The sequence below is a fragment of the Paenibacillus sp. J31P190 genome (genome assembly GCF_059692075.1).
Window position 1 is genome coordinate 559128 of the sequence record NZ_JCAUAS010000001.1, and the last position, 13853, is coordinate 572980.

9 protein-coding genes are annotated in these 13853 nt (G+C 45.8%); 4 read left to right on the top strand and 5 right to left on the bottom strand.

Annotation, left to right across the window (positions count from 1 at the left end; genetic code table 11):
• Nucleotides 1-22: 22 nt before the first annotated feature.
• Nucleotides 23-565 carry a bifunctional transcriptional activator/DNA repair enzyme AdaA gene (locus AC58U0_RS02335; RefSeq protein ID WP_497377428.1) on the bottom strand — a complete coding sequence of 181 codons (543 nt, stop codon included), beginning with the start codon at nt 563-565 and terminating at the stop codon, nt 23-25.
• A gap of 155 nt (nt 566-720) precedes the next feature.
• Here AC58U0_RS02335 and AC58U0_RS02340 point away from each other — a divergent pair, with 155 nt between their 5' ends.
• From AC58U0_RS02340 to AC58U0_RS02350, 3 genes are all read left to right on the top strand, one after another.
• Complete coding sequence (locus AC58U0_RS02340; RefSeq protein ID WP_497377429.1) at nt 721-1671, top strand: DNA-3-methyladenine glycosylase family protein; 951 nt, start codon at nt 721-723, stop codon at nt 1669-1671.
• A gap of 145 nt (nt 1672-1816) precedes the next feature.
• Entirely contained in the window at nt 1817-2278 is a 462-nt protein-coding gene (locus AC58U0_RS02345) for a GNAT family N-acetyltransferase (protein ID WP_497377430.1), read from the top strand.
• Between the two features lie 221 nt (nt 2279-2499).
• Nucleotides 2500-3123, top strand: coding sequence for a DedA family protein (locus AC58U0_RS02350; RefSeq protein WP_497377432.1), 624 nt, complete (start codon nt 2500-2502; stop codon nt 3121-3123).
• An 84-nt stretch (nt 3124-3207) separates the two neighbouring features.
• On the opposite strand, the gene AC58U0_RS02355 is transcribed toward AC58U0_RS02350, so the two are convergent.
• Nucleotides 3208-4431: a multidrug effflux MFS transporter gene (locus tag AC58U0_RS02355; RefSeq protein ID WP_497377433.1), complete on the bottom strand. Its 1224-nt coding sequence runs from the start codon at nt 4429-4431 to the stop codon at nt 3208-3210.
• A gap of 353 nt (nt 4432-4784) precedes the next feature.
• On the opposite strand from AC58U0_RS02355, the gene AC58U0_RS02360 reads away from it, so the two are divergent.
• Nucleotides 4785-5345 carry a hypothetical protein gene (locus tag AC58U0_RS02360; RefSeq protein WP_497377434.1) on the top strand — a complete coding sequence of 187 codons (561 nt, stop codon included), beginning with the start codon at nt 4785-4787 and terminating at the stop codon, nt 5343-5345.
• Nucleotides 5346-6168: 823 nt separating this feature from the next.
• On the opposite strand, the gene AC58U0_RS02365 is transcribed toward AC58U0_RS02360, so the two are convergent.
• From AC58U0_RS02365 to AC58U0_RS02375, 3 genes are all read right to left on the bottom strand, one after another.
• Nucleotides 6169-9741: an OmpL47-type beta-barrel domain-containing protein gene (locus tag AC58U0_RS02365; protein ID WP_497377435.1), complete on the bottom strand. Its 3573-nt coding sequence runs from the start codon at nt 9739-9741 to the stop codon at nt 6169-6171.
• Nucleotides 9742-10394: 653 nt separating this feature from the next.
• Nucleotides 10395-12026 (bottom strand): response regulator transcription factor, encoded by a 1632-nt coding sequence (locus AC58U0_RS02370; RefSeq protein WP_497377436.1) that lies wholly within the window; start codon nt 12024-12026, stop codon nt 10395-10397.
• Between the two features lie 2 nt (nt 12027-12028).
• Nucleotides 12029-13816 (bottom strand): cache domain-containing sensor histidine kinase, encoded by a 1788-nt coding sequence (locus AC58U0_RS02375; RefSeq protein ID WP_497377437.1) that lies wholly within the window; start codon nt 13814-13816, stop codon nt 12029-12031.
• Nucleotides 13817-13853 lie beyond the last annotated feature (37 nt).

A 13853-nucleotide genomic window follows, 5' to 3' on the forward strand; every position in this document is an offset into this window, starting at 1 on the left:
TTCAATCCCTCCTCGGTTATGTTTAAATTGATTTTATTTGACGGAATTCCGTAGGCGAAAAACCGGTCTTTTTTTGAAACATCGTGGCAAAATGTGCCGCATTCGGAATCCCCACTTGAACACCAATCGCACTCACAGGAGCATTCGTTTCTAAAAGCAGCCGCTTGGCCGTTTCGATGCGAACCTGTTGAAGATATGTTAGAGGTGTCATTCCCTGCAGGCGTTTGAAAGTCCTTTGCAGATGATAGACACTCGCATAAAAGTGATCTGCCAGGATCGTCAGCGTCAGCGGCTCGGCATAATGTTCATCGATGTGAGCTGTCATGAGCGACACCCATTCTTCATCAGGCAGCCTCACGCCGTCTGGCCTGCACCTTTTGCAGGGACGGTAATTTTCTAAGAAAGCCGCTTGGCGGTTTCCAAAAATCCGGACATTCTCCCTTTTAGGCACCCTTGATTTGCAAGATGGCCTGCAGAAGATCCCAGTTGTGGTCACCGCATAATAAAACGTACCATCATAAGCCGCATCATTCGCAACAATCGCTTTCCAAAACCGTTCTTGCATGACTACCGCTCCTCTCAGCTCCATTTCCCTACTAGCTCAGTATACCCAAACCATGCTGCTCTTGTAAGGGAAGGGAGATGAGAAAGCAAGATTACGAAAGCCGACTTCAGCGATAATAGAGGAAGAAACTTTATCAGATACGAGGAGAACTTAACATGCCACATCTTCAATCCTTTGACCCTTCTATCCTAAAATGGTACGAGCAGACGAGTTCCCTTACACTGCCGCTTCCTGACCCTTTTCGATATGAGCAAAATCTCGGTTACTTATCCCGGTCAATCAATGAATGCCTATTCCATGTGGATAACTTAGCTATTTACAAGCTGCTTCTGGTTGGGGATAACCATGTGCTAATCGCTGTCAACAGTGAGGATAATTCGCGGCTGCGCATTCAACTTATCCATAGTCCAGGCGGTTCTCTTACCCCCTCCATTCGTGAAGACGTGGCTCGTTATGTGTGGGAGTGGTTTGACCTAGGCACCGACCTTACGCCTTTCTACGAGTTAGCCGAGGATGATCCCTTGCTGAAGCAAGTCACTCAGGACTTTTATGGGCTGCGCGTGATGGGGATCCCGGATCTATTCGAAGCGATGAGTTGGGGCATTATCGGACAGCAAATCAACCTGACTTTTGCCTATACGCTCAAAAGACGTCTTGTTGAAACCTTCGGTACACGGCTAGACTGGAAAGGACGGACGTACTGGGCGTTTCCTACACCAGAGCGAATCGCCGAGCTCACGCCTGATGCCTTGACTGCCTTACAGTTCACGGGTAAAAAGGCTGAATACTTAATTGGCGTCGCCAAGTTGATGGCTGAGGGGCTGCTTGTTAAAGAGGAGCTGCTGAGGCGGAACGATTTTGCAGAAATGGAGAAAGAGCTGTTAAATATTCGCGGCATCGGTCCGTGGACGGCCAATTATGTGCTGATGCGCTGCTTGCGGAACCCCGCTGCTTTCCCTCTTGCCGACGTTGGCTTGCACAACGCTCTGAAGCATGTCCTTGGCTTAGATCAGAAGCCGACAATTCCCCATATTCAACAGCTTGCAGAAGGATGGAATGGATGGGAAGCTTACGCAACTTTTTACTTATGGCGTGTATTGTATTGATATCTCTTAATTGATGTAATGTATATGTTATGTATTTCTCGCATTTATTTGTTTTTCTATGGTTCTATATAAGAAAACGTGATTTGTTATCGATTTTACGTTAGTTTATATTACATTTATAGCAAGAACAAAGAGGAGAGATTCTATGATACAAATTCGACGCTATTCTACGCTAGATCATGACGATGTTTGGAGAATTCATTTATTAGTCATCTCGGAAGCAAAAGTAGAACCTACTCATCAGCACTATCACGATATCCTACATATTGATGAGCAATATTTGCAATCAGGCGGGGAATTCCTGGTAGGTACAGGTGAGAATGGCACCGTTTTTGCCATGGGAGGTTTAAAAATCCTCGACAACAACAAAGCCGAAATCAAGCGATTACGCGTACATCCCAGCTTTCAGCAAAAAGGCTATGGTCAAATGCTCTTAGACCGCTTGGAACATAGAGCCAAAGAACTCGGTATGAAACAGCTAATTTTAGATACACTATCCAATCAATTCGGCGCTCAGAAGCTTTTTGAGAAAAATGGTTATATTTTGCAGGGCCCTGCTGTTATTGATGGTTTCAATGTGATTCTCTATCAAAAAGAAATCGCCTAATGCGAGAAAAAGGTTGTCCCTTCGGGTCTTTTATGATCGAAAGCGGCAGCCTTTATTTATTGCTATGGTTTTATCTGTCCTCTCTTTAAGCACCAATAACTAGACTTAGGTCTTGGTCAAAACTTGACTTTCAAACGGTTCATGGCTTTACTTGAAGTAGTATACTAAGCAAACATCTAATACTAATATTCTCTTTTTTGGTTACAAGGAGTGCATATGTCATGAAATTCATGGGACTAATTGAACAATTATTTGCACAATATGGCTATTGGGTATTGTTGATCGGTCTGCCATTAGACGCTATTGCACTTCCGATCCCTCCGGGAAATACAACGATGACGTATACAGGTTTTTTAGCTTATAAAGGGGTGCTTCATTGGTTCTTAGCCATGGTTGCGGCTTGGGTCGGAACTATGATAGGCATGACGATTACCTATTGGATCGGATATAGACTGGGCACGCCTCTGATCGAACGTTATGGAAAATTCCTGTTTTTGAAACCCGCACACCTGGATAAGTCCAGAGAGTATTACGCGAAGTACGGAAACAAATTGCTGCTTTTCAGTTATTTCATACCGGGAATCAGACAGTTTATCTTTTATTTTGTAGGCATCATCCGCGTTCCATACCGAATTTTTGCTTTATTCGCCTTCACAGGCTCAGCTTTATGGATGGTAGTATTTTTCGGTATTGGTTACCTTTTCGGTGATCAGTGGCTTCTCATTTTTATGTGGGTTGAAAAGTTTTTGATTTACACCTTGATCGGATTGTGTATTGGAGTAGCTATTTTATTACTTGTAAAATGGCGTATTCGTTTGAAAACGGGGCTGCAAAAGCCTCAATAACGCAATTACCTAAATCCCTTTATATACGAAAAGGTTGCCCCATCGGTCTTAGTAAGATCGAAGAGGCAACCTTTATTTGATTTATTATGCCGCTGCCTTTTTACGGGTGAGTAAAATAAAACTTAGGATCGCTCCTATTTCCATCACAGCTATGATAATGCCTAACGGAACCGCGGTTTGGCTGCCGCCAATACCGACCAACGGAGCAACTAGGCCTCCTATGATAAAAGAAAGCAAACCTAACAATGCTGCCGCGCTGCCTGCTGTTTTCCCTTGATTTTGAAGAGCTAGGGAGGAAGTTGCCACAGAGACAGGTCCTACGCTAGAAACGATGAAGAAAAAAGCCACCAAAATCGCATATAACCCTGCCCCGATAAGGGTAGAAATGAAAAGTAACAAACCGCCGAAAGCGGCAATGGCAAGCCCACCTGCTAGCAATCGATGATTGCTTACTTTACCTGCTAACTTGCCCGTGATTTGACCGGCTATGATAACACCCATACCGTTAATCGCGAAGCAAAGACTGAATATTTGCGGGGAAACGCCAAAAATATCCTGCAGCACGAACGGAGACCCCGAAATATAAGCGAACATGCCGGCAAATACGAGTCCTTGCGTTAACGCATAGCCCATGAACATACGGTCTGTAAGCAGACCGCCAAACGTTCGAAGCGTGTTGGTGAGACCGCCTTTAGAACGACGCTCTAGCGGGTGTGTTTCCTTCAAGCCGAGCACAGTAGCAAAGAGCATAACCACACCGATCAGGCTCAAAACAAGGAAGACGCCACGCCATGAGGTGAATTGCAAAATTTGTCCACCTACGATGGGAGCAAGTATAGGCGCAGCCCCATTGACCAACATTAGAAGGGCAAAAAATTTCGTCAGCTCCACACCTTCATACATATCGCGAACAATCGCACGGGAGATGACGATGCCAGCTGCGCCAGCCATGCCTTGAACGAAACGCAGACCCAGAAATACCCAGATCGTTGGCGAAAACATGCATAGGACCGAGGAAATCGCATAAACAACGAGCCCAATCAGGAGTGGCATTCGCCTTCCGCGCACATCACTCACCGAACCGGCGATAAGCTGACCGATCGATAGGCCGAGCATGCAGGCAGTTAAACTCATTTGTGCCAGTGAGGTGGTGGTATGAAGATCATTCGCGAGCACAGGCAGCGCGGGTAAGTACATATCGAGTGAGAGCGGGCCGAAAGACGCCAGTGAACCGAGTACGAGCACGATCCATAAACGGTTTGAACGGCTTACAGATAGTCTCGTTTGGGAAGCAAAAGGATTGGACATCACGTATCACAAACTTTCATTCGTAGTAAATTTACGCTACCATCGAGATGTGATTTTGTCTAGTAGGTAACTTTTACAAAGGTGTGCGAAGCGGAAAGAACAAACTTAGAGCCGGTATAGCCAACTATTCACCTTTCGACTATAATAAGTGCTAAAGTGACGAAGAACGTCCCTATTCATCTTTGATGAATCAGGGGCGTTTTTTTTATTTATACCGAAGAGGAGCTGTAAGTATGAATCGTTTACATTTTCACGAGAAGCACTAGGCCTTTATAGACTCCCATATCTCCCGCAGATCCGGAGAACGTAAAGGAAGGCTTGAACGCGGGCATCATCATGCGGAGGCACTTTTCTTGGAACAAGTCTGGTTTCCGCTAATTGGGCATTTTGAGAATTTGCACCCTGAATATGAAGTTATAGATTGGAGAGGACGCTCGTATTTCGGGGATTTTGCTTATCTATCCGGTGACGTGAAATTCATTTGGGAAATCAAGGGCTTCGGCCCCCATGTGCAGGACATGGATCGCAAACGATATTGCGAAGAGTTAAACCGAGAAATATTTCTACAAGCCCTTGGCTTTCGAGTCGTCTCCTTCGCTTACGATGATGTTGCTCTTCGCCCAGAGCTATGTATCACCCTGCTCCTCATGCTCTTGAGCCGCTATCAGTCTGCCCCCTCCCCTACGAACCGAGCGATACTAGCTGAAAAAGAAGTCATCCGACTGCTCCACCAGCTAGCTAGACCCATACGCCCCGTAGATGTTAAAAAACATTTTGCAATAAACCATCGAACAGCCGTGCGGCTTCTTCAATACCTCCACACCAAAGGATGGCTAACTCCAATAAGCCGAACCGTAGGTGGCAGAGTCGTCCAATACGAACTCGCACGTGGGGTCATGGATTTTGTAGACTAGCAGGCTCAGAGTATTTGATTGATCGCTCGATGAACACTCGTTTGCGGAAGAGCTGCTTGTAATTATACTAATGTAGTCACGCGTGGAGAAACTAAAGGACACCCCACCAAATATTAGCTCGTGTGTAGATTTATTAGATTACTTGGAGTAGCTTGCTCTTTACCTGTAAACGGGGATGGGTATGAGGATATATATAAGGTTAGATATGGGGCTTTGTTTGGTATGAGGTTGTAGATGGTCAATCAAATGTAGATGTAAATGCAGATGAGATGAACATGAGGACGAACATTGTAGTAGGCACTCCGGACTCGGGACAGAGATAACATCTTTTGATGCAAAAAGTGCAGCTAATTTCATTTCTACCGACGATTTCATGAGAAAACATGCAAAAAGTGCAGCTAATTCAGCCAATTAATTCAAACATCAGCTATATCGCTGAGATTTGATGTACTAAATGCATCTTATCTACTCATATCGGTAAATAACTCATAAATTGCTGCACTTTCTGCATCTGTTACTGTAGACTCTCGGAAGCTGACTATTAGAGATGATATGCGTGGAAATTACGGGTTGGGAATGGGGTTGCTGGACTTTAATTCTAGCTACTGGCGGGTGATTTACTGGAGTCGGGGTAAGCTTTGTTACTGGCCTCTCCCTCCCCCCAACTCAGACAAAAAAAGAGCCTCCAACAACTCCAGCCGGAATCGTTAAAGGCCCTTTTTCTAGGACGTCCTCTGTTACTTCGTTACTACTTACTTCAACTCTAACTTAGTTACTTACTTTTTTCTTAATTAGCTACTTACTTTGTTACTTGCTTGATTACTTACTTCGTTACTTTCACCGTAATCTTCTCACTCGAAGTGACACCACCCGCATTGACCAATTCGCTGCGGTACTCATACACGCCAATGGCTCTGCCAGCAATCGTCGACACCGCGCTTTGTGCACTTGGAGAAGCTGCATTCAAGCTCTTGGTTTCGATCAAAATGCCATTTTCGTATAGGCGATACTCGGTAGCGTTGGTGCCCCACCACATGTTCATCGTCACCTTGTAGTTGCCGTCTCCATCCCAATTATCTTGAGATAGTACCGGTTTACCTGGCAATGCGTCTGTAATCTTGACCACAAGTGGACTGCTAGCTGTTGTTCCGAAAGAATTAATAAGTTCACTTGTATAGGTGTAAGTACCGTTCGCTTTGCCTTTCACATCTACTTTAGCCACTTGCGCTGCTGGAGACGCGTCAGTTAATGTTTGCGTACTGATGAGTACGCCATTTTCGTATAGCTTAAACACGGAACCGTTATTCCCCCACCACATGTTCATTGTGACTGTGTAGTTACCATCTTTTAATCCAGTTGCATGACCACTGTTATCTGACAAAACTGGTTTACCTGGCACCCCAACCGACAACGGCTTCACAACCGTAATAGACACAGCGTTGGTTGGTACTGTTTTTCCATTCAGTGTGACGCTAGCTGTAATTTGTGCAGTACCTTCTGCCAAAGCGCTAACTTTACCTGCTGCATCAACAGCAACTACCGCTCCATTACTTGTGTTGTAGGCAACTACAGCACCGCTAAGATCAGCAGGCGCTCCATTGCTTAATGTACCTGTAAGGTGAGTAGCCGTCGTTTCACCCGGTTTCAGTGACACCGCGTCAGCAGCAAGGGTAGCTTGACTGAATGTAACGCTCGCACTAACGTTGAATGTTTGTGTCGATTGCACTAAATTGCCTGCTGCATCCACTACACTGTATTGCACCGTATGTGCCCCTAGTGCTAGACTGCCTGCGGCAAACGTTTGACCGCTGTTAATCACAGCGCCATCCAAAGTCAACGTCTGCGTCGCCACACCGGAGTGTGCATCTGTACTGTTCAAATCGAATCTCAGGGTATCCGCATCTGTTACATTTGCCACAGCGTGACCGGACTCCGTCAAAACAGCAACGGGTGCTGTTTTATCTAATTTCACCTGTAAAGATTTTGCCGCTTCCACATTTCCTGCAGCATCTGTAGAGAAATATCCGATCGTACTCGTTCCTTCGTTTTGAATGACAATGGGTGCAGTGTAAGCAGTTGCTGTTCCACCATTGATACTGTATTCGGTCCCTATCGCACCCGCTGATTCATCCACAGCCGTCAATGTAACCGTCACGTCTTCTTTATACCAGCCCTCGCTATTTGGATCACTCGACAATGCCGCCGTCGTCACAGGTGCCACTGTGTCAGCCACTGCGGTGAAGTCGCTCAATCCTCTTGGTTTCAATTGGAATACACCTTTGAAAATGGCAGCGACACCTTGGATATTCACGGTTTTACCTGCCTGATAAGGGAACGTGCTTTGTGTTAATCCAGTCCGTGCATCGACCCGAACATGATTGCTCACCGCTCCGTTAACCGCATCAAATTCAAAAGAGCCAGTCGGTGCAGCACTAATGATATTATTGATAGTTACATTGCTGAGCTCAACCAGCTGCCCTTGATTATCGCTAGTTACAGCCGATACAACAGCTGGTGTAGGCACAGCAGCGACTCCTGTTTTGGTAATTTCCACTGGATCCGTCAACTCGAACTCTGTGTTAAATACTGCGGTCGAAGCTGTCACCTTCACGGTATCTCCAAGATGAAATCCACTCAAGCTCTGGAACACATACATACCGCCGGTAGCATCCTGCAAGTAGAAAGATTGCCCGCCAAAAGATCCAGGTTCCGTAGTTACAACGCCCTCAACTGTCACCAATGTTCCAGAAGCTTTCCCCCGTGCCTCAGCGACGGTGATCTTTGCCGGAATCGGATTCTGCTCTTCTGGTAATGGTTCAGCCGGAACGTTGCCAAGCGTAACGCCTTCGGTCTTCAAGTTCGTTCCGTTTTGACGCAGCCTCAAGTTGGCCGCTGCCGTCGTTCCCGGCTTAATTCGAACCTTCAAATCTTTTGTAGCATGTCCGTTAATATCTGAGGTCACGCTAAACGCGGAGCTGTACCCGTATGCAGCAGGCCATGTGCCGTCTGCATTTTGAATCATGGCAATTTGAGCGCCTCCGGTGACCAAATATATACCTACACTGAACCCCGCTACAGTCGTAGACGCAGGCAGGTTATCCACAACTACCCGCACGGGGAAGTCCACTGCATTGGGTAGTGTCGCTTGATGCACAAAGCTGTAAGCAGCACTGGCTGTTGCCGTAGGTCCGCCGTATGAGCCCGCTTTAAACGTGCTGCGGTCATACCATTTGTAGCCTGCGTTTGGCGCAGCCCAAGGCTCTGGCTGCGGTTCCGTTGACGCAGCCGGATCTTCAAAAGGCAGCAGCGCCGTTGGTTGATCCAACTGCAAGCCGCTAACCTGAGATAAGCTTGTATAGCTTTCTTTCTTCGAGAGCCAGTTCACCATATTTACAAGCAGCACACCATCGTTCTGCTCTTTAAAACCGTCATAGGTCGTCTTCTTCGCACCTGTATCCTCGCGGACATATTTCGGTGTCGCATCTTCAACCGGTGAGGAATCGCCGATAAATCCAGCCTTTCCTGCACCTGCTTTTGCAACAGCCACATAAGGGCCTTCGGCAATACCGCCTCCGTTATATACACCTTGATCAACTGCATTCGCCCAAGCATCGCTCGTTTGCGGCAGGTACACAATCCCCTTCGCCTTTGTCGGATCAAGAATGGCTAGCGTTGAACCTGCATGCATAGCCACTGTTGAGACACCGCTGGTAATCCCGAAAGCTTGCTCTGGCTCTACTATCTGATTCGCCGTAATATCTCCCAAAGCGTTATAGCGGAAACGCAAACCGAACTGTGTAGCCAACCAATCCGAACTAGCTACGTCCTGCATGGCTGATGAGGCGGTCTCCTCTGCGTTCATGCCGCTAGCCGGGTTCGTCCATGCGCCTCTGCGGTAGCCATTGAATACTTCCGAACCGTCCCAACGGTTCTTATTGCGGTCTGCATTGTAGTGATCTCCGATGAAGAAGATACTGCCGCCTCCCTGCACATATTGCTCCAAAGCAGCCTGCTCACTCGTCTTATAGGGAACATTCGATTCTGCAACGACGAATACATCGTAACCACTCAAATCACTCAACGTAATGGGTGTCGTTTTGCGCAGCTCTTTCACGTAATAACCATTATTCGCTAAAGCATTGGCAAAATCTGAGAAGGCTCCATCAATTACCCAATCGGCCGCTCCAGCGGTTTGTTCATGCGTATTGTCGAAAAGAACCTTCTTGCCTGCATTTTCATTAACTACTTTGGCTTCAATGAATGGAGCCGGATCACTCGGTCCTTCCGCCATAACAGCTTGCCAACTGCTTGTGGCCAATACTTGAAACGGTAACGCGATTGTTACGGCAAGTGTTGTTTTCAAAAGTTTTGCTTTCCATCCTGCTAGCCTACTCATTACAATTCCTCCTTAGCATTTGCTGAGTCAAAAAATTTCTTCATAAGCAGAGGCTTTATGGACAGACAAGCCCAAATATACTCCTAAATTTTACCATGATTTAAAAGGGGATAGTGATATTTTTTTGTAAAGATAAGGACGTTTGTGTAGGTTTACAATTTCTTAATTCGCAACCTATGCAAACTTCACTAGCAGTCGAGCAGGATTGTTCATGAATATCACTCGATTCATTTGTAATCGCTTTCAATGATATACAGAGGAAGCTGTTAGTAAGGCTTTCCCTAAAAATTGAAAAGACAGCAGAACGGCAGGTTATATCTGCTTGACCAACTGTCTCCGTTTTTTGTATGCCACTGCCTTTTATAAGCATATTATGGGCAAGGAAAGTCACCCGACCTCTAGCTAACGGAACGTAGCGCCGCTATTTCCGGAAATCTGCGCATAAAATCGAATAAGAGGAACGTGAGGGCGCTATTTGATCAAAAAAGAACGATCCAAAAGCAAAAACCGCGAAATAATGCCCCCTAGTTCCTCTTCCTCCAGATTTCGGATGTTTTCGGTCAAATAAAGCATCTACGTTCCTTTCCCCCCATGATTTCAAGTGTTTTCCGTCCAAATAGCATCGACGCCTCAAGAAATTCCGGTTCCGATAGCTAAGACGGCTGATTCGCTTTCGTTTGTCCACGATAAGCATTCGGCACAAATCCTGTATGCGCTTTGAACAGCTTACCGAAATAATTCTTATTCTCGTAACCCAGCATATCGGAAATTTGTTCAATACTCTTGTCGGTAATTTCCAAAAGCTCCTTCGCTTTTTCCATCTTCAGCCGTGTAACGTATTCAATGAAATTCTCCCCGGTTTCCCGTTTGAACAATCGGCTTAAATAGCTTGGATGCAGATGAAGAAAGGTGGCTGCATCTTCGAGGGATATTTTCATATGCAGATGATTATATACGAAGCGTTGACACTCTAGAATTTCACGGTTGTGAGACTCGCGATATACCTGGCCTGCCCATTGAATAGCCTGCTGAAGGTAATCTTTGAGCCATAGCTCAAGCTCACGGAGGGACGACAATTCATGAACATCATGATGCAAGAGCTCCGAAGAGAAGGTTGACTGGTAATGCTGCAGCGACTTGAGGCGCATCCGTACGTCGAGAATCATCTTCAGCAGCCATTCCTTTACTTCCATCGGGCGAAACCGGTTATATTGGATAAAATCTATCCACCTCGAGACAAACCCATCGATCATATCCAATCGTTCATCGAAAACGACACTACGAAACTCATCAAGTGCTTCCGAGTACTGTGCGAGGAGCAACCCTCCGTCCCCGAATTCATCTCTGACATGACTCAATTTAATGATAGATGACTCCGGCAAATAAAATCGCAGATTCTTCCCTTCGACCATTCGAATCAACTGGTCTTTCAAGGATCGTGCATCTTTGACTGGACTTCCCGTTAGAAAGGTAAATGAAAGCTTCGTGTATTGCTGCAAGCTGCTTTGCAGCTGTCTTAGTGTCTGCTCCACTTTCAGGCTGTTGTTGACGTGAAGCTCTGAATAATGTGGAAACAACAAAACAAATTCTCCGGTATCATAAGTGAAAAGCGCTGTCTCCTTCTGATCGACAAGCAGCTCTTCCACAATATTCTGGATGGTGTATTCAAACAGATCCTTGGATTGAAAGCGATTGTCTGCCTCCTTCACACGATTCGCGTAACCAAAGACTGGTAGTACGCCTTGTTTTCCAAGTCGAATACCGAATCCTTCTGCTTTCAGCGTCCACTCTTCCGCATCAAACAAGGGCTCATTCACCGTACTGCGGATAAATTGACGCTTGGTCGCCCCGCGGTGTTGATAAGCCTCCTTCTCGAGTTTGCGGCTCTTCGACAATACTTGGACCTCCGCGTCCAGCTGTTCCTTCAGCCTTCCCAGCAACTCGGAAATATTGCCAACATTCATCGTTTCCTTCAAGATATATTCGCTTACCGACAGCTTCATCGCTGTTTGCGCATAGTGAAAATCATCGTGACAGGATAGAATGACGGCCTTCACGTGAGGATGAACCTCACGCAGATGCCCAATGAGCTCCAGCCCATTCATGCCAGGCATGCCAATATCGCTGATGAGCACATCCGTCTTTTCCTGGCGTCCTGCTTCGAGCGCATCCAATGGATTCTCGTAAGCGCCCGTCAACGTATACCCTAATTCTGCCCACTTAATTGAAGCCTTCAGAAATTCAAGCACAGGTAAATCATCATCCACAATAATAACAGAGTACATGGTTAACCCTCCTTTCCTGCCTGTTGAGGAAATCGCAGCACAATCTGCGTTCCCTGATCTGGTCCGCTTTCGATTTCGTAATCGAAACGATGACCATATATTAAACGAAGCCGTTCAAATACATTGTGTATACCGATGCCTGACAAGGATGGGCTGCTAGTTTCTTGAATTTGCTGGGTAGGAACGACATCCAAATGATTGCGAAGTGCTGCTAAACGTTCAGGGGGCATTCCGACACCCGAATCTCTAACCTCCACTTGCAACCTCCCATCCTCACAAATCCTCGAGGCTATGGTAATTTCCCCTGACTTACTTTTAAGCCCATGTATATAAGCATTCTCAATTAGCGGTTGTAATAAAAACCGAGGTATTTCAAAAAGAAGGGTGTCTGAAGCTGCAGAAATCTGCAGTTGTACCCGATCACCGTGCCGAGAATTTAAAAGTCGAATATAATGCTCGTTAATCTCAATCTCCTCATGCAGCGAAATGTATTCATTGTTGCGGTTGATCGTCATCCGTAATAGAGATGACAACGAACTGATCAGCTCCGCATTCTCAGAATCACCTTTCATCATGATTTTCAGACGAATTGAATTAAGTACGTTAAATAAAAAATGCGGATTAATTTGCGCCTGCAGCATCGCTAGTTCCGCCTTACGCTTTAGCTCTTGTTCGCGGCGGTTCTCTTCTAACATCCGTTCAATACGGTCGATCATTCGGTCGAATACATAACCAAGCCGCCCTACTTCATCTCCCCCGCTGATGTTGGATCGCTCACTCAGTTGACCCGATTCAATTCGGACTACGGTTTGGACAAGCCGCGCAATCGGTTTGGTAAGCGTACGCACCATATAAAGGAGCACTACAGCGAATAGGATTAAAAAGAATAACTGAATCAGAAAATCAGTCTTTCGGAACGACTCAATTTTGTGGGCAGCGCTTTTATAAGGACTCATATTAACAAGCTTCCATTCGGGTGTTAAATGATTGCTATGCAATATGTAATCTTCTCCATCTACCTTTACAAAAGAAGATCCATCCTGTGCCGGAAGCTGATCATAGTAAGGAAACGGATGGCCGATGGTGGTGGAGTCTTTATCAACCAGAATACGCCCCTGACCGTCAACAATGACCATCGATTCATTATTTTTATATTGATCAAATAACTGTTGAATTGTACTTAATTCCAGCCCAACAACCACATAACCGTACGTTAGTCCATTTGTACGTAGCGGTTTTGCTGCCGCCAATAAATAAGGTTGATTGGTTGCTTGACTATAATTGGGTTCAGCGCCTATCCATTTGACATTATAGCCGGACGCCTTTTCCACATCGCTAAACCAACTTTTTTGCAGGAATTCATTCGGGTTAAAAGCAAAGGTTGAATACGAAGCCACATATTCACCATTGGGCAAAAGAAGTGTGACGTACAAATTACCAAATGAATTGATGACCGTTGTCATTTTCTTGATTATCGTTTGTTTGCTAGCCAAGACATCCCCTTTATCCGTCTGGTCATTTGCCCGGCCTAACTCTCGAATAGAAGGCTGCAGATCCTCATCAAATTGAATGAAATTCATCACATAAAGCATATTTTTCATTTGTCCGTTTACGATTTGATTGACGATCCGCATCGATTCCTGCGAGTTATCAGCCACTTGCGACCTCACAGCATCCCGTGTTAGCAGACTGGAGACGTTCATGGAAACGATGGAAGGGAGAACGAGACAAATCAGAATCGTCAGCACCAATTTATTGCGTAGTGATAAGGTACGAAGCCAGCTCGGCACTGCACTCTCCTGCCTTTCGGTTGAATCGATGAAATGG

Bases quoted from the DNA above. Each gene is read 5' to 3' on its own strand.
- AC58U0_RS02335 (WP_497377428.1), bottom strand. From the start codon at position 565: ATGCAAGAACGGTTTTGGAAAGCGATTGTTGCGAATGATGCGGCTTAT.
- AC58U0_RS02340 (WP_497377429.1), top strand. From the start codon at position 721: ATGCCACATCTTCAATCCTTTGACCCTTCTATCCTAAAATGGTACGAG.
- AC58U0_RS02345 (WP_497377430.1), top strand. From the start codon at position 1,817: ATGATACAAATTCGACGCTATTCTACGCTAGATCATGACGATGTTTGG.
- AC58U0_RS02350 (WP_497377432.1), top strand. From the start codon at position 2,500: ATGAAATTCATGGGACTAATTGAACAATTATTTGCACAATATGGCTAT.
- AC58U0_RS02355 (WP_497377433.1), bottom strand. From the start codon at position 4,431: ATGTCCAATCCTTTTGCTTCCCAAACGAGACTATCTGTAAGCCGTTCA.
- AC58U0_RS02365 (WP_497377435.1), bottom strand. From the start codon at position 9,741: ATGAGTAGGCTAGCAGGATGGAAAGCAAAACTTTTGAAAACAACACTT.
- AC58U0_RS02370 (WP_497377436.1), bottom strand. From the start codon at position 12,026: ATGTACTCTGTTATTATTGTGGATGATGATTTACCTGTGCTTGAATTT.